The 17,100-nt window shown below is 62.9% G+C and carries 24 protein-coding genes; 9 read left to right on the top strand and 15 right to left on the bottom strand.

Annotation, left to right across the window (positions count from 1 at the left end):
• Nucleotides 1–144: 144 nt before the first annotated feature.
• Together P6U23_RS19110 and P6U23_RS19105 are read right to left on the bottom strand one after the other, a co-directional pair.
• The gene (locus P6U23_RS19110) at nt 145–915 is read right to left on the bottom strand and encodes an enoyl-CoA hydratase (RefSeq protein ID WP_407181229.1); all 771 of its coding nucleotides are present in this window, start codon (nt 913–915) and stop codon (nt 145–147) included.
• The gene (locus P6U23_RS19105; protein WP_407181228.1) at nt 912–1,343 is read right to left on the bottom strand and encodes a MarR family winged helix-turn-helix transcriptional regulator; all 432 of its coding nucleotides are present in this window, start codon (nt 1,341–1,343) and stop codon (nt 912–914) included. Before P6U23_RS19105 ends, P6U23_RS19110 begins: the two co-directional genes overlap by 4 nt.
• Before the next feature lie 216 nt (nt 1,344–1,559).
• On the opposite strand from P6U23_RS19105, the gene P6U23_RS19100 reads away from it, so the two are divergent.
• Together P6U23_RS19100 and P6U23_RS19095 are read left to right on the top strand one after the other, a co-directional pair.
• Complete coding sequence (locus P6U23_RS19100) at nt 1,560–2,522, top strand: alpha/beta hydrolase (protein ID WP_407181227.1); 963 nt, start codon at nt 1,560–1,562, stop codon at nt 2,520–2,522.
• 98 nt (nt 2,523–2,620) lie between these two features.
• A complete protein-coding gene (locus P6U23_RS19095; RefSeq protein WP_407181226.1) occupies nt 2,621–2,869 on the top strand; it encodes a hypothetical protein in 249 nt (82 codons plus the stop codon).
• 85 nt (nt 2,870–2,954) lie between these two features.
• Here the strand turns inward: P6U23_RS19095 and P6U23_RS19090 are convergent, their stop codons facing one another.
• The 8 genes from P6U23_RS19090 to P6U23_RS19055 form a co-directional block, all read right to left on the bottom strand.
• Nucleotides 2,955–3,782: an aspartate dehydrogenase gene (locus P6U23_RS19090; RefSeq protein WP_407181225.1), complete on the bottom strand. Its 828-nt coding sequence runs from the start codon at nt 3,780–3,782 to the stop codon at nt 2,955–2,957.
• 217 nt (nt 3,783–3,999) lie between these two features.
• On the bottom strand, nt 4,000–4,875 hold the full coding sequence (locus tag P6U23_RS19085; protein ID WP_407181224.1) for an MBL fold metallo-hydrolase: 876 nt from the start codon (nt 4,873–4,875) through the stop codon (nt 4,000–4,002).
• A gap of 75 nt (nt 4,876–4,950) precedes the next feature.
• Nucleotides 4,951–5,103 carry a hypothetical protein gene (locus tag P6U23_RS19080; RefSeq protein WP_157450129.1) on the bottom strand — a complete coding sequence of 51 codons (153 nt, stop codon included), beginning with the start codon at nt 5,101–5,103 and terminating at the stop codon, nt 4,951–4,953.
• A gap of 105 nt (nt 5,104–5,208) precedes the next feature.
• Nucleotides 5,209–5,679 (bottom strand): hypothetical protein, encoded by a 471-nt coding sequence (locus P6U23_RS19075; protein ID WP_407181223.1) that lies wholly within the window; start codon nt 5,677–5,679, stop codon nt 5,209–5,211.
• A gap of 149 nt (nt 5,680–5,828) precedes the next feature.
• Entirely contained in the window at nt 5,829–6,662 is an 834-nt protein-coding gene (locus P6U23_RS19070) for a tetratricopeptide repeat protein (RefSeq protein ID WP_407181518.1), read from the bottom strand.
• 34 nt (nt 6,663–6,696) lie between these two features.
• Nucleotides 6,697–7,383 (bottom strand): substrate-binding domain-containing protein, encoded by a 687-nt coding sequence (locus P6U23_RS19065; RefSeq protein WP_407181222.1) that lies wholly within the window; start codon nt 7,381–7,383, stop codon nt 6,697–6,699.
• Nucleotides 7,384–7,406: 23 nt separating this feature from the next.
• Nucleotides 7,407–8,105 carry a GrlR family regulatory protein gene (locus P6U23_RS19060; protein WP_407181221.1) on the bottom strand — a complete coding sequence of 233 codons (699 nt, stop codon included), beginning with the start codon at nt 8,103–8,105 and terminating at the stop codon, nt 7,407–7,409.
• Nucleotides 8,106–8,308: 203 nt separating this feature from the next.
• Nucleotides 8,309–9,343 carry a glutamine synthetase beta-grasp domain-containing protein gene (locus P6U23_RS19055; RefSeq protein ID WP_407181220.1) on the bottom strand — a complete coding sequence of 345 codons (1,035 nt, stop codon included), beginning with the start codon at nt 9,341–9,343 and terminating at the stop codon, nt 8,309–8,311.
• A 552-nt stretch (nt 9,344–9,895) separates the two neighbouring features.
• Here P6U23_RS19055 and P6U23_RS19050 point away from each other — a divergent pair.
• The gene (locus P6U23_RS19050; protein ID WP_407181219.1) at nt 9,896–10,096 is read left to right on the top strand and encodes a DUF2735 domain-containing protein; all 201 of its coding nucleotides are present in this window, start codon (nt 9,896–9,898) and stop codon (nt 10,094–10,096) included.
• Nucleotides 10,097–10,298: 202 nt separating this feature from the next.
• Entirely contained in the window at nt 10,299–11,039 is a 741-nt protein-coding gene (locus P6U23_RS19045; protein WP_407181218.1) for a tyrosine-protein phosphatase, read from the top strand.
• A gap of 29 nt (nt 11,040–11,068) precedes the next feature.
• Here P6U23_RS19045 and P6U23_RS19040 read toward each other — a convergent pair whose 3' ends face one another.
• On the bottom strand, nt 11,069–11,272 hold the full coding sequence (locus P6U23_RS19040; protein WP_407181217.1) for a hypothetical protein: 204 nt from the start codon (nt 11,270–11,272) through the stop codon (nt 11,069–11,071).
• A 195-nt stretch (nt 11,273–11,467) separates the two neighbouring features.
• Here P6U23_RS19040 and fabG point away from each other — a divergent pair, with 195 nt between their 5' ends.
• The 3 genes from fabG to P6U23_RS19025 all read left to right on the top strand — a co-directional run bounded on the left by fabG (nt 11,468) and on the right by P6U23_RS19025 (nt 13,352).
• Nucleotides 11,468–12,148: a 3-oxoacyl-ACP reductase FabG gene (gene fabG, locus P6U23_RS19035; RefSeq protein ID WP_407181216.1), complete on the top strand. Its 681-nt coding sequence runs from the start codon at nt 11,468–11,470 to the stop codon at nt 12,146–12,148.
• A 75-nt stretch (nt 12,149–12,223) separates the two neighbouring features.
• Nucleotides 12,224–12,910: a DUF2161 domain-containing phosphodiesterase gene (locus P6U23_RS19030; protein ID WP_407181215.1), complete on the top strand. Its 687-nt coding sequence runs from the start codon at nt 12,224–12,226 to the stop codon at nt 12,908–12,910.
• A gap of 133 nt (nt 12,911–13,043) precedes the next feature.
• On the top strand, nt 13,044–13,352 hold the full coding sequence (locus P6U23_RS19025; RefSeq protein WP_024510250.1) for a hypothetical protein: 309 nt from the start codon (nt 13,044–13,046) through the stop codon (nt 13,350–13,352).
• 75 nt (nt 13,353–13,427) lie between these two features.
• Here the strand turns inward: P6U23_RS19025 and P6U23_RS19020 are convergent, their stop codons facing one another.
• The 4 genes from P6U23_RS19020 to P6U23_RS19005 all read right to left on the bottom strand — a co-directional run bounded on the left by P6U23_RS19020 (nt 13,428) and on the right by P6U23_RS19005 (nt 15,656).
• Nucleotides 13,428–14,051 carry a GNAT family N-acetyltransferase gene (locus P6U23_RS19020; protein ID WP_407181214.1) on the bottom strand — a complete coding sequence of 208 codons (624 nt, stop codon included), beginning with the start codon at nt 14,049–14,051 and terminating at the stop codon, nt 13,428–13,430.
• Between the two features lie 151 nt (nt 14,052–14,202).
• Nucleotides 14,203–14,604 carry a PaaI family thioesterase gene (locus tag P6U23_RS19015; protein WP_407181213.1) on the bottom strand — a complete coding sequence of 134 codons (402 nt, stop codon included), beginning with the start codon at nt 14,602–14,604 and terminating at the stop codon, nt 14,203–14,205.
• Between the two features lie 497 nt (nt 14,605–15,101).
• Nucleotides 15,102–15,350 (bottom strand): transcriptional regulator, encoded by a 249-nt coding sequence (locus tag P6U23_RS19010; RefSeq protein ID WP_407181212.1) that lies wholly within the window; start codon nt 15,348–15,350, stop codon nt 15,102–15,104.
• A gap of 96 nt (nt 15,351–15,446) precedes the next feature.
• A complete protein-coding gene (locus P6U23_RS19005) occupies nt 15,447–15,656 on the bottom strand; it encodes a cold-shock protein (RefSeq protein ID WP_024510255.1) in 210 nt (69 codons plus the stop codon).
• Between the two features lie 278 nt (nt 15,657–15,934).
• Between P6U23_RS19005 and P6U23_RS19000 the strand changes: the two genes are divergently transcribed.
• Together P6U23_RS19000 and rpsU are read left to right on the top strand one after the other, a co-directional pair.
• Nucleotides 15,935–16,270 (top strand): phasin family protein, encoded by a 336-nt coding sequence (locus tag P6U23_RS19000; protein WP_407181211.1) that lies wholly within the window; start codon nt 15,935–15,937, stop codon nt 16,268–16,270.
• Nucleotides 16,271–16,456: 186 nt separating this feature from the next.
• On the top strand, nt 16,457–16,744 hold the full coding sequence (rpsU, locus tag P6U23_RS18995) for a 30S ribosomal protein S21 (protein WP_407181210.1): 288 nt from the start codon (nt 16,457–16,459) through the stop codon (nt 16,742–16,744).
• Nucleotides 16,745–17,100 lie beyond the last annotated feature (356 nt).

Below are 17,100 nucleotides of genomic sequence, written 5' to 3'. Positions count from 1 at the left end.
TGGATGTTTGACGCGCGGCGCGCCGCGGCAAGTGCGGCTGCGAAATAGCAAGGTTGCTATCGTTGCAGAGCGCGAGGCGGGAAAATTCTTGTCCGGAACAGAAGATCCCAGGAACAACCCGTTCCCGCCTCGCGCGTTCGTGAATTACGCCACCTTAGCGAAATCCGGTGGACGGCGCTCCGCGAAAGCCTGGAAAGCTTCGCGCGCTTCGGCCGACTGCAGCCGGGCCGCGAAGATTTCGCCCTCCGCCTCCATCTGCTTCACCAGCATCTCTCCATCGCGCATCAGCCGCTTGGTTGCGACGAGCGAGCCCAGCGGCTGCTTTGCAAGACGCTGCGCCAGCGCTCCGGTTTCGGCATCGAGTTGCTCCTGCGCCACCACGCGGTTGGCCAGCCCCCATTCAAGCGCCACTTTGGCCGAGATCGGCTCGCCCAGCGCGAACAGCTCAAAGGCGCGGGCATGACCCAAGCGCTGCGGCATCAACAGGCTCGAGGCCGCTTCCGGCACCAGGGCAAGGCTGATGAAGGGCGTGGACAGGAGCGCATTCTCCGCAAGCACGACCAGATCGCAATGCAGGAGCATGGTGGTGCCGACCCCAACCGCCCGTCCCTGCACCGCCGCGATCAACGGCTTGGTCGAGCGGCCCAGCGAGCGGATGAAGCGCGTCACGTGACGCTCGCCTTGGGCCTTGCCCGCGGCCACAGCCGCAAATTCCGAAAGGTCGTTGCCGGCGGTGAAGGAATCGCCTTGGCCCCTGATCACGATCACGCGCACGCCGGCGTCCGTCTCCGCGCCTTCGATGGCATCGGCAAGGCTGCCGTACATCTCATTGGTCAGCGCGTTCTTCTTGTCGGGGCGCGCCAGCGTCAGCGTCAAAATGCCGTTGCTTCTCTCGATCTGCACATGGTCGATCATTCGCCGTCTCCTCTGGGAAATTTGCTCTGAATACCGGTCAGCCAGCGCGCAACGGTGTCGATCTCGTCATCGCTGAATCCTTGCGCAAGGCGCACGTTCATCTCGCGTGCGATCTCTTTGGCGCGCACCAGTGCCTTGCGGCCCTTCGCCGTCAGAAAGAGTCTCCAGGCCCGCGCATCCTTCTCGTCGGCGCGCCGCTCGACCAGGCCGGCAGCCGCCATGCGATCCACGAGGCCGCTGATCCCGGCCGGCCCGAGATCCAGCGCCGCCCCCGCCTCACCCATCAGGGCCCCGTCCTGCTTGCCCAGCACGAACAACAATCCCGCCTGGGCCGGTGAAACGGCTTCAGTCGAACTCGTCACCGCCGCGCGCTGCACCCGCCGCTGCGCCACGCTGAGGAGGTAGATCAGACGGTGTTCTTTCCGCACGCTCAATATGCCGAACTCGGGTCAGTTACTTCGCATGCGAAATAAATAGCTCTGATCATATGCCTCGTCACTGAAAAAATGCGGAGAGCACGACGCCAGCGCGGATCTTTGTCTTCACCTGCGCCGCATGCCACTGCTTGCACCGGCGGATACGCGCCGGATAATGTCGAACCGGCGCCGACCAATGAGCGCCCAATACGTCTTGAAGGGATGGACATGAACGCTCCGCTTGATCCTGTGATCGCCCAGATCATTCCGCTGCTCCCGCTTCGCGATCCCAAAACCATGACGCCGCAGAGCTGCCGCGAGGCGCTGCGGGCGCTCGCGGCATCCCGCGCGTCCGTTCCTCCTCCGCCTGTCGCAAGCGTCGAGGACATCAAGGTCGAAGGCGCAGCCGGACCGCTTGCGGCGCGGGCCTACCGCGCCACTTCCGCCGCGTCTCCGACCGTCGTGTTCTTTCACGGCGGCGGCTGGGTCGCCGGCGATCTCGAAACCCATGACCGGCAGGCACGCTGGCTTGCGATCGAGACCGGCGCTGTCGTGGTATCCGTCGACTATCGGCGCCCGCCCGAGGTCCGCTTCCCCGGCGCGTTCGAGGATGCGTTCGCCGCGTTGCAGGATGTCGCAAACCGCATTGACCAGTTCGGCGGCGATCCGAAACGTCTGGGCGTGGCCGGCGACAGTGCGGGCGGCAATCTTGCCGCGACGACCGCAATCGCGGCGCGCGACCACGGTCTTTCCCTTGCCGGCCAGCTCCTGGTCTATCCGGTGACCGACGTCGTCGGAAGCTACGCTGACGCAAAGGAGAATGCGCGCTTCCCGTCGCGCGCCGAGAATGCCGAAGGCTATTTCCTCTCGCGCCCGGTCATGGAATGGTTCTGCGGTCACTATCTTGCCGACCACAGCCATGGCGCGGACTGGCGCGTCTCGCCGCTGCGCGCCAATGATCTTGCGGGCGTCGCACCCGCCGTGATCTGCACCGCCTGGTTCGATCCGTTGCGCGACGAGGGCGCAGCCTATGCAAAGGCGCTGCAGGCCGCCGGTGTGCCGACCCGCTATCATGAAGGCTTGGGGCTGATCCACGGCTTCTTCGGACTGGGCGAAGCCTGCGAGGCCGCACGGCTCGAGGCGCAACGTGCGCGCGCGGACTTCAAGGCATTGCTCGCACGCGGGACTTGAGTGAACGAATTTCTGCAATGGATGATCCCATCGCGCTTGATCGCGTTCCATTTTCGCGTTCCAATCGAGCCACTCTGCTGATCCTAGGGAGGTCTCTCATGAAGAAGCTATTCTTGGCCGCCATTGTCGCCACCTTCGCGGCCGGCTCGGCCTTTGCGCAGGATTCCTGTGAAAGCAAAGCCGTCGGCAAGGACGGCAAGCCCTTGGCAGGCGCCGCAAAAACCTCGTTCATGAAGAAGTGCATGGCCGACGCCTGCGCGGCCAAGGCGGTCGGTTCGGACGGCAAGCCGCTCGCCGGCGCCGCCAAGACCAGCTTCATGAAGAAGTGCGAGAAAGGTGGCGCCTAAGCCTCTGCGCCATCAACTGAAAAGGGCGGCTCGCGGCCGCCCTTGCGCGTTCAGAGATTAGTTGATGTCACTGCCCGCTTGCCGTTCAGGTGCCTACTCGCAAGGGGGCATGCAGCTTTCGCAGGCAGGCGATCACCGAAAGCGCGGTGATCCGGCCGGTCTTGGGATTTTCGGAAGGAATGTTCTCGATCATCATCGAGAACCGCGCCGAATCCGAATCCACCTCGATGCGGTGGGTGTTGCGCGTCACCGTCGGATCTGCCCAGATTTCGACCATCGTGCGGTCGGGACCGATGCCTGCGAGCGACAACGCGACCGCCACGTTGATATTGGCTGGAAAGCCCTTCGCCGCCTCCCGCGCCGTGCCCTCGAAGATCTTCACCGGCACCGTGACGCGATCGAGCTCGATCTTCTGTTCGACGATATAGGGAGCGCCGGCAAGACCACGGGGCGGCTTGCGGGTCGACATCCGTACCGAGTGGATGATGCCGACCGCGGCCGCGGTCACGGCATCGAGCCCGATCAAGGCGCCGGTGGGCACCACGATCTGGCCGCCGTTTTGACGGGCGAGATCGATGAGGTCGGTGTTCTCGAGCAGCGCCCCGGCGCTGAGCACGATCGCGGTCTTGCCGCGCGAGACCACCGGCGCAACGATCGACCGCACCAGCCTGCTCGGCGCGCATTCGACGACGATATCGGCCACATCGGCGAGTTGTTCGATCGGCAATGCGGCCGGGGCCGCCTTCAGCCTGCCCAGCCATTCGCGATGCTTGTCGATGCTCTGCGCCGACACCGCGCTCAGGACCAGCCCGTCGATCCCGGCATCGATCGCTTTGGCCACGCTGGTGCCGATGGGCCCAAGCCCGGCAATGGCCACGCGTGAGGTGACCTTCGAGCCACCCCTCGCCTCCACCCCTCTCACGCTCCCCGGTTCAAGCAAGTTTGCAACGTCCTCTGCCAACCGAGCCTCCCGGCCCATACTTCACCTAACCTGTGATGATTAAGTTCCGTCGGCTGCCTCGGCGGTTCACCTCTGCCGATGGGAGAGGTGAAACGACACTGCGGCTGATGCCGATTGAACCCAACGCCATATCGCTCTACGCCGCGGTTACCGCGGATTCAACGCTGGTTCAATCCCGCTTGAAGCGGTAGTCGAAGCGCTCACCATCGGCCTTGATCAGACCGACCGTCGGACGCGGAAAGTGGATCGGCAGGATCAGAGTATCAGTGTCCGCCACGGATGCGAAGAACCTCCGGCGTGACAGCGCCGACTGCTTCGGGTCCCAATCCGGTTTGGCCGACCAGTCCGGCTCGCGGCACTGGATGACATGATGCATCAGGTCGCCCGTGACCACGGCGCGTCTGCCCCGCGAGGCGATATTCACGCAGCAATGGCAGGGCGAATGCCCGGGCGTCGGCGTCAGGGTGATGGTGTCGTCGAGCACATAATCGTCGTCGACGAGCAGCGCCTGCCCCGCCTCGACGATCGGCAGGCAATTGTCGCGAAACACTGTGCCGGGCGGATCGTTGCCCTTGGCATGCTCCTCTTCCCAAACAGCATATTCGCGTTTGTGGAAGATATATTTCGCGTTCGGAAAGGTCGGCACCCAGCGCCCATCGCGCAGCACCGTGTTCCAGCCGGTGTGATCGATGTGAAGATGAGTGCAGAACACATAATCGATCATCTCGAAGCTGAGGCCGAGCGCGAACAGTTCGTTGCGCCAACGCTCCTTGCCGGGAAAATCGAACGGCGGCGGATGGCCCTTGTCCTCGCCGGTGCAGGTGTCCACCAGGATGGTGTGACGCGGCGTGCGGACCACGAAGGTCTGGTAGGTGATCAGGATCTTGCCGAGCGAGGCATCGAAGACTCCCGGCTCCATGGTCCTCAAATGATGCTTGAACACCGCCTCATCATAGGCCGGAAAGAAATCCTGCGGCCGGCGCCACGGGCCTTCGCGCTCGATCACCGCATCGATAGTGACGTCGCCGAGCCTGAGTTGCTTCACTGCATCCTCCCAATTTTTTGCGGGAGGGTATCGGCAGGTCAGCGGCGGTTCAAGACGCGGCGCTCCGCAGGCCTGCTATGCATGCCGCTTGAAGTATTGCACTTCGCGCTCGTGCTTTTCCGCTGCGGCGCGTGTCTTGAACGTGCCGAGATTACGGCGCTTGCCGGTCTTCGGATCGATCTTGCGGGAATAGAGCCGGTACTGACCGGATCGCAGTTTGCGGATCATGGTGTTCTCTCCTCAACCTTCCGCATCAACGGCGATCGTCCTTCGCGCGTTCCGCCTTGCCCGGCCGCCGGCTGCGAGATGCAGCCGCACCAAGGCCACCGAGCTTCATTTCTTGCCTGGCGGCGCGAAGCTTTGGTCACCGAAGGGCTGCTCGGTCGGCAGGCGGATGACGATGAAGCTGCGGTTCATCGATTGGTGGCAGGTGTTGCACCCTTCCGTGAGCTCTGCGACCGTCGCGGTAAATCGCCTGCTGTCCTTGGCCCTGACCGCGTCCTCGATCGCGCTCAGCGGTTCAACCATCATGGTGACATTGTTCACGGGGATGCCTTCATACAGCACGGCGGCTTCGGCCAGGCTCGTCCTCAGCCGCTGCAATTCATAGTCAGCGAGATCCCAGTTCTGGGCCTTGCCGGCAAAATAGAGCTTCATGTGCCGGGTCTGCGCCGCGTTCATGATGTCGCCGAGCTGCGGTACAAATTGCTCGCCGGCCGCTGCCACCGACCCGAGTTCGGCAACCGCCAGGGGCATCGACGCGCAGGCAAGCACCGCCCCCAAGATCCATCCGCGATATATCATCCGATCTCTCCAACCTTCTTCCCGTGTTGTCGCGATTGCGCCCGCGGCGAACCGGCGGCCTGCCGGCACGCGTCCCTCCTCTATGCCGCATCGCGGCGGGCAATATTGCGCTTGATCAAGATCGGCGCCCGGCGCAGTTCGCGACTGCGCTAAAAGCAGAGATTGCTGACCAGATTGCCACGCTTGTCCTTGATCGCGATCGGACATTGCAGCCGCTTCAGGGCCGCCTTGGCATCCTCGTCGCCGAGGTCGGCCGCCCTCTGGTAGTAAGTCTTGGCGGCATCCACATCCTTCGGTCCGCCGCGCCCCTCTTGCGCAAAGGCGCCCATGCGCTCGAGCGCGCCGGGATGGTTTTGCGCCGCCGCTTTTTCAAACAGCGCACGGGCTCCGACATCGTCCTTGGGCCCACCGATGCCCTCGGCCAGCATCAGACCGAGCTGATACTGCGCCTCTGCATTGGTCTCGGCGGCCTTCGCAAGCAGGTCGCGCGCACGCGCCGGATCGGATGGCGCGGCACCTCCGCCGCCGCCAAGCGCGGCGAGATTGGAGACGCCGCGCGGGTTGCCGCCCTCGGCGGCGCGCTCGAACAGCTTGCGCGCCTGCGCGTCATCCTTGGCAACGCCGGCTCCCGTGCCATAAAGCACGCCCAGCTCGACCATTGCAGACGTCGAGCCCCTGTCGGCCGCCTTGCGCCAGGCGGCGACCGCTTCCGCGGTCTGCTTGTTTGCCGCATAGGAGCGGCCGAGCTCATACATCGCGCGCCGCGAGCCCGCCGCCGCCTGCTTGCAGAACTTGATTGCGGTTGCGATGTCGGAGGGCGCAATTTCGATGACGCCCTTGATATCAGCCGGCTTGTCGGGATCGGAGGGATCGGCGGCGATCCTGTCGCACAGGACGAGATCGGCGGATTGCGCGTGGGCGAGCGACGGCGCCCACGCGCAGGCCATCACGGCAAAGCCAACCCGGTAAAGCCATTTGGTCATCATCATCGGACGTTGCTTCGGCCTGCGGGCAAATTCAAGGCTCGAGGCCGGTGTCGCGCAACACGGGCGCGACCTCAGGCGAGGCGAGAAAGCGCAACAGCCGATCGGCCCCGGTCGGGGATTGGGCACTCGCCATGCGTGCGGCGGAGAACACCGCAGGCGTCTGCAGCTCACGCGGGATCGGGCCGATGATCTCCACGCCCGGCACATGCTTCAGTTCGCTGATCTGCTGGACCGCGAGATCCGCTTCGCCCGACACCAGCCGCTCCGCCGTAAAGCCTGACGAGCTGATCGTGGCCTTGGCATTGATCTCGGATGCGATCTCAAGGCGTTCGAGCAGTTGCGCGAAGAAGACGCCGCTCGCCCCCAGGCGCGAATAGGCCACCGAGCGCGCGGCAAGGAGGGTGGCACGGAGTGCCGAGGGCGTCGCAATGTCGGGATGCGGCGCACCGGCCTTGACGGCAACGCCGACAAAGGAGCGCGCGAGATCGGCTTGGCTCTCCGCGAGGGCCAGCCCCTCGCGTACGAGTTCGTCGAGTCCTTCGCGCGTCAGAATCACGAGATCGGCGGCCTCGCCGGCACGAAGCCGCGGCAACAAAACGAGCGTCGGCGCGAAATCGGCATCAATGCGGATTCCCGTGGCCGCCTCGAACTGGGCAGTCAGGCTGACAACGGCGCCCTTCAATCCGAGCGTCGAGAGCAATCGAACAGAAACGGCCATTAAAGATCGCACTCCCCTGCAGTTCAAAGCCTGCGCATCAACCTCAAAACGGCATTCAGCCGCAAGCTGCGCTTCCCAACCAGGGCGGTTGCCCCCCAAAGCGCCTCCTCGCCATCGCAGGTTCCTGAAAAACCGATTCCGACCTCGTGTCCGCCGAAAATCGGATTGTCGCCCCTGGTCGGCGTGTGCTCCCGATTGAGGATCTGGCCCTTCCAGCGCCCATTCTCGGACGTGTAGGTGCCGAGATAGTAGAAGCACGCATCGAGAATACGACCGTCATTGAGCAGCATCACGCCGGTCAGGCCGCCGTCGACGCCGTCAAGCGTGCGGATGTGGATGGAATAGAGCCCATTGGAAATGCCGCCCTCGCCAACCCGGCCGGCGATCGGCAGCAGCAGTTCCTCGACCGGGGTCAGCACCGCACGGAAGACGGCCTGCGGCAGTTCGTTCAGCCGGCCTTCAAAATGATAGAGCGCGCCGCCGGGCCTGCCACGCGCGAGCAGCGTCGCATCGTCGGTACCGGCCATTGCCGGATAGTTCGGATCGGGATTGTGCCTGATCGTCTTGACCTCGATCGCGACCTCGCCATCGATTTCTTCGTAGGCGCCGACATGGGCGAAAGCGGAATTGCCACCAAGCATCTTGCCAGCGCGCGCATACATCACGCTGCGGCCGATCGCTTCATCAAGCTGGAATTGGACCGTGTAGAAGCCCCCGAACACGGATGCCCGCGGTTCTCGCCTTGCTCTGCGCTATCTAGCGCGGTTCATCGGCCGGGGGAAATGGCATTGGCCGCACGTCCAAATTGACCAAATGTCAGAGCCGCGATGTCGGAAAAGCGATGGTCCGCCGGAGCGGTTTGCGCTCCGACGGACCAGAGGGATGGACCGGGCGCCCCCACCCGGTCTTTAGCCGTTTTAGGCCGTTAAGCCGCAGCTTTCGCGCCGGTCGGCACCGTCGCGATGGTCTTCAGGATCTGCGAAGCGATCTGGTAGGGGTCGCCCTGCGAGTTCGGACGGCGGTCTTCCAGATAGCCCTTGTAGCCGTTGTTCACAAAAGAGTGCGGCACGCGGATCGAGGCACCGCGGTCGGCCACGCCCCAGCTAAAGGTGTCAATCGAAGCGGTCTCGTGTTTGCCGGTCAGGCGCATGTGGTTGTCCGGGCCGTACACCGCGATGTGCTCGGCACGGGCCGCCTTGAAAGCCTCCATCAGCTTCTCGAAATACTCCTTGCCACCGACTTCGCGCATATATTTGGTCGAGAAGTTGGAGTGCATGCCGGAGCCGTTCCAGTCGGTATCGCCGAGCGGCTTGCAGTGGAATTCGATGTCGACGCCGTACTTCTCGGTCAGGCGCAGCAAGAGGTAGCGCGCGATCCACATCTGGTCGGCCGCGGTCCTGGAGCCCTTGCCGAAGATCTGGAATTCCCACTGGCCCTTGGCGACTTCCGCGTTGATGCCTTCGTGGTTGATGCCGGCGGCGAGGCAGAGATCGAGGTGCTCTTCGACCATCTTGCGGGCGACGTCGCCGACATTCTTGTAGCCGACGCCGGTGTAGTACGGACCCTGCGGCGCCGGATAACCGTCAGCCGGGAAGCCGAGCGGGCGGCCGTCCTTGTAGAAGAAATATTCCTGCTCAAAGCCGAACCACGCGTCGGGATCGTCGAGAATGGTCGCACGCTTGTTCGAGGGGTGCGGGGTCTTGCCATCGGGCATCATGACTTCGCACATCACCAGCGCGCCATTGGTGCGCGCGGCATCCGGATAGACGGCGACCGGCTTCAGCACGCAATCGGAGCTGTGGCCTTCGGCCTGCATCGTCGAGGAGCCATCGAAGCCCCACAGCGGGAGCTGTTCCAGCGTCGGGAATGAGGCGAATTCCTTGATCTGAGTTTTGCCGCGCAAATTCGGCGTCGGCGTGTATCCGTCGAGCCATATGTACTCGAGCTTGTACTTCGTCATTGAGCCTCTCTATTGATAATCTCGAAGGCGGGGAAACCGAAAGGAATGGTCGCGACCCGCAATACCCGGCCACGATCGGCCGGGTATCCCATAAGCATTTCGCGTGCCAATTGGGCCGTCGAGGGCCACGGCCCTCCCCATTCCCGCCTCCCCGCCCGGCCGTCCCGTCGCCCCCTAAGGGTGCGGCATAGGAGCGCGCCCCCGGCTTTGGCGCGGGAACAGAAATGACAGCATTTATGACGGATTCGCGCCCGAATCCGGGGCAGCTACGCCCGGGGGGCCGGACGGCGATTAAAGCCACGGCAGCGAAGAGCAAGATTCGGCAAAGGCAGCATCCGGTTCCAGCAACCTTCTTAAGTGCCCAAGCGTTGGCCGATCAAGCTGTGCCTCCGCGAGGGCAGGCCTGCAACCGCCCACAAATTAGGCAGTAAATGATTTTTCTTTGGTCACATTGCATCCACGGGAGCACCGGCCGATATCGAAATCGGTAACCACAAGAGAACGGGTCGGGCGCACGATTGAGGCCGTGTGCATCGGCCAAGGAGAATGCTGATGACGACCAGTCCGAGCTATGGATCTGCCAAGATCTACCAGTTCCCGGTCGGGGGCCGCGCGGCTCTCGGCGGCCACCGCTACGGGGAGACCCAATCCCCGATCGACCAGAGTGCGCCCCGCGTGAACGAAGTCCTCTGCAGCGGAAGCTGGTATCACGAAGAGGCGATTCGGGAAGCCCAACGGTCGCGGGAGCAGTGATGTCACGCGCACGCCCCAACGGGCGCTGGCAGCGTAATCTGCACAGCGACAACTGAAAGAGGCCGAAACACAGATGTTTCGGCCTTTTTCATTTAAAACAGCTCACATGTAGAACAGCTCCCACGCCGCTATAGACGCGCGCCGACGCTTCCGGCACCATGCGCCCGCACGACGCTTCCGCCGCAACCGACGGCTCTTGCTGATGCCAGACGTCCCGGCCCGCCATTTTAATCTGCAAGGCGCCAGCAATTTTCGCGATCTCGGCGGCTATGCGACGCGTGACGGCCGCATCGTCCGCTGGCGCCAGATTTTCCGCTCCAATCATCTCGGCCGTCTCACGGCCGCCGACATCGAGATCGTACGCGCGCTCGGCGTGAAAAGCGCGTTCGATTTTCGCGGATTGGAAGAGCGCGCGGGCGCGGCCTGCGGACTGGAAGAAATCACCGTCCATTCGTTGCCGATCGAACCCACGGTGATTGCGGCGTTGCGCGCAAAGCTCGCCGGCGGTTCGCTCTCCGCCTCGGACGCACTGGAGATCATGCGCGAGTCCTATCGCAATTATGTGCGCCTCAACACTCACAGCTTCCGCGCATTGTTTGCACACCTTCTGGGCGACCACGCGCCGCTGGTGATCCATTGCACTGCCGGCAAGGACCGCACCGGCTTTGCCTGCGCGCTGGTGCTGCATGCGCTCGGCGTGCCGGATGAAGCGATCGCCGAGGATTACCTTCTCACCAATCGCTTCTACCGTCGCGATCCAGCTTCTGCGACCGATCTGCCCGACGACGTCAGACAGGCGATCGGATCGGTCGATGCGTCATTTCTTGCCGCCGGCTTTGATGCGATCCGTGCCGATTACGGCCATCTCGAAAACTATTTCGAGCAAGGCCTCGGCGTTGGCGACCGTGAGCGCGCGGCGCTGAAAGCGCGCTATCTGTCGTGAACTGGCAGCCCAAACACGGAGCGCAGACGTTACGCAGCGGCGTCCATTCCGGCTTCCGCATCGAGGTCGGCGATCACTTCCTCAAACGCCGTGATGGCCTGTTGAACGGCGGCGATCTGCATCAACTCCCAGCCACTGATCGGGCCATTGCGATTTTGCAAGGAGACAATGAGATCGCGGCGCTGCTCCTTGAGCTGGACAAGTGGCAGGCCGTGGTCATGTAGATGTGGCATGATGAACTCCAGCCCCGATTGACTGGGTCGCAGGATAGAAGGGCGGTTCTGGTTATCCGCTTACGAAGCTCCGGATAATTTTAGGAAACGTCGCGCCAATAGCCGGTTGGGTCTGAAGACGGCTCGCGGCATTGCCAGGCATTTTCGGGGGGCGATAGTGTGCGCCTCCACTCATTCCGACCAGGAGAGGAACGGATGAACGGAAAAGTACTCGTCATCACGGGCGCACTGGGCGCTCTTGGCCGGGTCGTCAGCGAGGTGGTGCTCGCGCGCGGCGCGCGGGTCGCAGGCATCGATCACGCACCTTCGCAGAGGGAACCTACGGCGAACAGGATCGAGCTCGGCGGCGTCGATCTCACGGATGCGGCGCAGGCCAAGCGCGCTATCGATGCAGCGGCGGCCCATTTCGGCAGGATCGACGCGCTGATCAACATCGCCGGCGGCTTTGCCTTCGAGCCGGTCGCCGACGGCGATAGCAAGACCTGGCAGCGGATGTATGCGATCAACGTGCTGACCGCGGTGAACGCCTCGCGCGCGGCACTCGGCCACATTTCCAAGTCCGACGCAGGTCGCATCGTCAATGTTGGCGCACTCGGCGCGCTGAAGGCCGACGCCGGCATGGGGCCTTACGCCGCCTCTAAGGCCGGCGTGCATCGTCTGACCGACGCATTGGCCACGGAGTGGAAGGGCAAGGTCACCGTGAATGCCGTGCTGCCCTCGATCATCGACACCGAGGCCAATCGCGCCAGCATGCCGAAGGCGGATTTCTCAACCTGGGTGCAGCCGGGTGAACTTGCCGAGGTGATCCTGTTTCTGGTGAGCGATGCGGCGAGCGCGGTGACCGGCGCGCTGATACCGGTGCGCGGCCGGGTGTGAGAAATCCCATCACGCGTGTCTCTCGCGGCCTGTTAGACTCTCGGCAACTGAGTCGCAGCCCTCGCCGGAGCCAACTTGGAGACCGCGCTTTATCTCCCCGTCAAACGCTTTCTCGAAAAGCTCGGCTTTTCGGTGAAAGGCGAAATCGGCGGCTGCGACCTCGTGGCGCTCAAGGGCGAGGATCCACCGATCGTGGTGATCGGCGAGTTGAAGCTGAGCTTTAATCTGGAACTCGTGCTGCAGGCGGTCGATCGCGCCGGCGCCTGCGACGAGGTCTGGCTTGCCGCCAAAATGTCGGCGCGCGGCAAGGGACGCGAAAACGATGCGCGCTACCGCAATCTCTGCCGCCGCCTCGGCTTTGGCATGCTTGGCATCACCGCGCGCGGCGATGTCGAGGTTCTGGTCAAGCCGCCGACCACGAGCCCAAGACGAGATCCCAAGAAGCGATCACGGCTCGTCGCCGAACACCAACGGCGCCTGGGCGATCCGGTGCTGGGCGGCTCGACGCGCGCACCAATCATGACGGCCTACCGTCAGCAAGCCCTCGCCTGCGCGTCGGCCCTTGCCGAGGGGCCACGGCGTGTGCGCGACCTCAAGCCCGACATTCCCGATGCGCCTAAAATCCTGCTCAACAATGTTTATGGCTGGTTCGATCGCGCCGAGCGCGGCGTTTACGTGCTCACCGATGCGGGACGTGCCGCGCTAAAGCGCTGGCCGCAGCCAAGTCCCGCCTCGACCCCAGCAATGGAGGACGTCACATGACGATCGCCTTGCGGCGATTATTCACAGGCAATTGTGTGTGATTCCGCCAGCGCATGGCTGGATTGCCATCTCACTTTCATATTGCAATGCAACATCATGGCTTCTAGGTATCCCGGATCAACGAGAGGCCCCAATGAGCGAAGACTGGAATACCAAGTATGGACCGCGACGCGTCAGGCGCGATCCGCCCACCCTCGATGAAGCGATCTTCGCCGCGGCCGGAATCACCGAGGATCTCGAGGCGCAGGCGGAAATCGCGGCGGCCCTGATGGGGATGCCGCTCGATGTCGTACAGGCTGAAGTGAAGAAGCAGAACCGCGTGGCCGCGCGGACCGGTGGCGTCACGCGGGTAATCGCGGGCGAGCAAGGCGCGCAGCGCGCCGTCGTCGTCGAGCGGCGGGTCGTCAGGCGATTGGCGACGACCAAGCGGACCGGGACTTAAGATCCCCGGCCCGCGCGCGTCGATGCGGGCCCTGAATTTCCTTCGATGAAGAGAGAAAGCTGAGGGGAGCGCAGCTCAAGCCGCGCGCCCTGAACTGTACATTCTGGAAAACAGCTTCCAGCAGGCGCGGTTGAGATTCACCATCGCGCGCGCAGCGACCAGCGGCGTATCGATGGCGAGCTTGGCAAGCTCAGCCTGCGGCTGCAGCGGCACGTCGATCGTGCCGGTGGATTCACCGCGCCGGAACACCAGACGCGCGCCGAATTTCGCGGCCAGCGCCCGCATCGCGTGATTCTGCGCGCCGGTCGTGATGCGCAGGCGGCGATAGCCCTTCCACTGCGCTTCCGAGATCACCCGCTTGAACAGGATGCTGCCGACGCCCTGCCGGCGCACGCACCTTTCCACGCTGAAGGCGACTTCAGGCAGCCCGTCCTCCGACTGCTCTGGCGGATGCAATTCGGCCGCACCGCGCACGACGCCGCTTTCCATATAAGCGACGATGACGGTGCCATCGTCAGCGCATTTGGCGGCGTAACGCTCAATGAAACTGTCGTCCAAAAAGCCGTTGAAGCGATCGTGCCGGCTTTCCGCATCGAGCCTCAACAGGTGATCGCGCAGCAGCGGCAATTCTTCCCGTTGGCTCAGAGTCCGCACATAGCCGAAGCCCGGCCGAGGGCGGTAGGTATCTTCGTGTGGCACTTCAAACTCCTCTTGGAAAAGCCCTCGAGGAGGCGTCGAATCCCTAGTTGAGCGGGAATATTGTGCATTGCACCATGAAATTCAAGACCGCGCTCGGCCCAATTTCGGCGATCAGCAGCAACAAATCGTTAACAAACTCCGGCCGCCATGGTCACAAGAGGACCATCTGAGTTTGGGTGACGACGGCGACCAGCTTGCCCTCCTCGGTCTCCAATCGCGTCTGCCAGACCTGGGTACGGCGGCCGCGATGCACGGGCGTTGCCGTGGCGACCACGGTGGTGCCCTCCTTGGCTGGCCCGATGAAATTGGTCTTGCTTTCAATCGTCGTGGTGCCCTTCGCCTCTTCCGGCAGGTTGATCACGGTCGCAGCCGCGCCGACGGAATCGGCGAGCGCCATCACGGCGCCGCCGTGAAGGATGTGGCCGAGCGTGCACAGCTCAGGCCGCACCAGCATCCGCGCCACGACCTTGTCCTGGCTCGCCTCGGTGAAGCTGACGCCCTTCAGTTCCGCGAATGGCATGTTCAAAGAGTTGATTTTTTCCAGCGGCGTCATGCGTCCTCCCGTTTGCTCTGCCGGTTACGGCGCGACAGCATGAACGCAGCAGGTCATTCAGGCAATGACGTCCGAGGTAATGGTTGCGGTGTGCTCGGCCTTGCGCACGGATGAGTTGGGACGGGCATCCAGCCGACCTCCGTGGTGCACGCGTTCGCGGCGCAGGTTGCTAGCGCGAACACATCGAGCCCCCGGCCTAGAGCATCGTAAGATGAACGATGCCGTCGTGAATTTCACCACGCGCGAATCTTTCACGAGCGGCGCGCTCAAATTCCGTCCGATGTTTGTGAAGATAGCTGAGCGCCTGGTTCTGCGTCCGGAATGTCGTCTCAAGGCGACACATCTGCCGAACCGTGCCTATGGCCAGGACAAAGTGATCGCTTGCCCGTCACACGACTTGACCTCCGGCACGATCCGCACAGTTTTGGACATGAGGCCGCCTCCTCAGTTCGTGACAGAGCGTCGGCTGCAGCTTGCCGGGCAGACAATCGCTGGATTCAGCCGTATCGTACAATCCGTCTCTTGCGCCTCCTCTTTGCGGCTTGCGGAGGAGCATCCGACTTTTTCACCTCGTCCGCTTCCTTCGCTTCCCGCAACGCGCGAAGACGCTGCATGTTTTGACGGACTTCGATGGCTTGCTTCTCCAGATCCGCCATCGCTCGCGCGCCCTCTTCCTGCGCCAAACGCTGCCGCTTGGCGCGTAAGAGACTTTCAGGGGAAGGTTCGACTGGTTTCTTGCCGCTCATCGCCCGTCCGAATTGGAAAACAAGCAATGCCCGCTCAATCCCGGGATCGAGCGGGCAATACGGCCATTTCAGTACATCCGTGAAATGGCGTAGCGATTAAGCCAGCGACAAGTTTTCGGCGCTTACTTTACCACGCATCTTGTCGGTCTTGAGCTCAAACGAAACCTTCTGGCCCTCGGCCAGGCCGGAAAGACCAGCCCGCTCCACGGCAGAGATGTGTACGAACACATCGTTTCCACCGTCGTTGGGCTGGATAAAGCCAAAGCCCTTCTGACCATTGAACCACTTAACAGTACCTGTCGGCATTTTTCTTCTCCAAAGCGCATTCGCGTGACGTCACGCGATTTCAGATTCAACTGGTCGGATGTCTTTGGGAAGGAGCCCGCAGGCGCATTCAGAAAGGCACAGCGGCTAATCGAACTCGGCCACGGTAGGCGCTTTCTCGACAAAGCACAAGCGGGGTCAGGACTCGAAACTCCTGAGCTCGCAAGCCAAGGCTCAATCAAGGATCAAAAAGAAAGCCCCGCCCCTGTTCAAGCCTCGATCCGCGCCATATGATCACGAAGCTGACAGGCGGGAAGACGATGACTGAACCGAAGTTGGAAGTTCCCGCCGAGCTGCGTCAGCTCGCGGAGAGGACGATCGACCAGGCTGAACAAGTGTTCGCCTTGTTGTTTGACGCGGCGCGCAGGTCGAGTGCAGCGAGCACGACCTCGACGGCAGAGCTCACCAAGCAAGTGCTCGCATTCTCGGAAGAGAGCTTGAAAACCAGCTTCGAGCACGCGCGGAAGGTGGCGTCGACCGCCAGCCTTCAGGATGTTGCCACCGCTCAATCCGAGCTAGTGAAGCGCCAGATTGCCGGCGCCGAGCATCATATTCGGGAACTCGCCCGAGCAACCGGATCAAAGGACCGGACCTGACGTTTCTCTCCTAAAGGCAGCGCAAGCGCCGCCACGAAACAGCGAATTTTGCAGCGGCGCCACATTCCCCCGGCTGATCCGTACCGGGCTCGTGCCTTGATAAGCTTCGGTCGTCCGGATGCAGACGCATCCTCGCCCTAGCCTTCGACCGATTTGTGCGTCAACCAATCTTGAGGAGCAATACGCGTGCAGGTATTCGTTCGAGACAACAACGTCGATCAGGCGCTTCGTGTCCTCAAGAAAAAAATGCAGCGCGAGGGCGTGTTCAGAGAAATGCGCCGCAAGCGCTTCTATGAGAAGCCATCGGACAAGGCGGCAAGAGAGAAGACTGAAGCCATTCGGCGGCGGCACAAGCTCGCGCGCAAGCAGGCCATTCGAGACGGACTGATCGCCGCTCCCGCCAAGAAGCGCGCCGCAAGCGGCACCGGCCGGAGAGGATCGTCCGCCAATGTTGCCCAGCCGCGCCAAAGCTGACCGATATCCCTCTCAAGAAGCTCGCTCGCGCCTGCAGTTTTAACGTGCGCGGCGCACCGACTGGGCGTAGGCTGTCTGTATCACCGCCCTCCGAGGCATCTAGCGGTGACAGAGAGTGTTGTGCTCCCGCCCTCAGAAAAGGAAAGGAGTACCTCGTGCCTGACGCGCAACTCACAAACAAGCTTTCGCCCAGTCAAGTCATACGTCCGCGCTGTCCGGCGTGTGAGGCCTCGATGGATGTCTTGCGTGTTGTACCGGGGAGACCTGGGTTCGAGCACCGGACGTTGAGATGCACGAAATGCGGAGTGATCTACGAAGCACAAGCTCCCGTAGATCCCATCGATTCCGATGCCGTC

This window comes from Bradyrhizobium sp. STM 3562 (genome assembly GCF_045571435.1).
Classification (GTDB): domain Bacteria; phylum Pseudomonadota; class Alphaproteobacteria; order Rhizobiales; family Xanthobacteraceae; genus Bradyrhizobium.
This window is presented reverse-complemented; position numbering and strand designations above follow the sequence as displayed.

Excerpts from the sequence above, each read along its gene's own strand:
- P6U23_RS19110 (WP_407181229.1), bottom strand. The coding sequence starts at position 915 with ATGATCGACCATGTGCAGATCGAGAGAAGCAACGGCATTTTGACGCTG.
- P6U23_RS19100 (WP_407181227.1), top strand. The coding sequence starts at position 1,560 with ATGAACGCTCCGCTTGATCCTGTGATCGCCCAGATCATTCCGCTGCTC.
- P6U23_RS19095 (WP_407181226.1), top strand. The coding sequence starts at position 2,621 with ATGAAGAAGCTATTCTTGGCCGCCATTGTCGCCACCTTCGCGGCCGGC.
- P6U23_RS19080 (WP_157450129.1), bottom strand. The coding sequence starts at position 5,103 with ATGATCCGCAAACTGCGATCCGGTCAGTACCGGCTCTATTCCCGCAAG.
- P6U23_RS19075 (WP_407181223.1), bottom strand. The coding sequence starts at position 5,679 with ATGATATATCGCGGATGGATCTTGGGGGCGGTGCTTGCCTGCGCGTCG.
- P6U23_RS19070 (WP_407181518.1), bottom strand. The coding sequence starts at position 6,662 with ATGACCAAATGGCTTTACCGGGTTGGCTTTGCCGTGATGGCCTGCGCG.
- P6U23_RS19065 (WP_407181222.1), bottom strand. The coding sequence starts at position 7,383 with ATGGCCGTTTCTGTTCGATTGCTCTCGACGCTCGGATTGAAGGGCGCC.
- P6U23_RS19055 (WP_407181220.1), bottom strand. The coding sequence starts at position 9,343 with ATGACGAAGTACAAGCTCGAGTACATATGGCTCGACGGATACACGCCG.
- P6U23_RS19050 (WP_407181219.1), top strand. The coding sequence starts at position 9,896 with ATGACGACCAGTCCGAGCTATGGATCTGCCAAGATCTACCAGTTCCCG.
- P6U23_RS19045 (WP_407181218.1), top strand. The coding sequence starts at position 10,299 with ATGCCAGACGTCCCGGCCCGCCATTTTAATCTGCAAGGCGCCAGCAAT.
- P6U23_RS19040 (WP_407181217.1), bottom strand. The coding sequence starts at position 11,272 with ATGCCACATCTACATGACCACGGCCTGCCACTTGTCCAGCTCAAGGAG.
- fabG (WP_407181216.1), top strand. The coding sequence starts at position 11,468 with ATGAACGGAAAAGTACTCGTCATCACGGGCGCACTGGGCGCTCTTGGC.
- P6U23_RS19025 (WP_024510250.1), top strand. The coding sequence starts at position 13,044 with ATGAGCGAAGACTGGAATACCAAGTATGGACCGCGACGCGTCAGGCGC.
- P6U23_RS19015 (WP_407181213.1), bottom strand. The coding sequence starts at position 14,604 with ATGACGCCGCTGGAAAAAATCAACTCTTTGAACATGCCATTCGCGGAA.
- P6U23_RS19010 (WP_407181212.1), bottom strand. The coding sequence starts at position 15,350 with ATGAGCGGCAAGAAACCAGTCGAACCTTCCCCTGAAAGTCTCTTACGC.
- P6U23_RS19005 (WP_024510255.1), bottom strand. The coding sequence starts at position 15,656 with ATGCCGACAGGTACTGTTAAGTGGTTCAATGGTCAGAAGGGCTTTGGC.
- P6U23_RS19000 (WP_407181211.1), top strand. The coding sequence starts at position 15,935 with ATGACTGAACCGAAGTTGGAAGTTCCCGCCGAGCTGCGTCAGCTCGCG.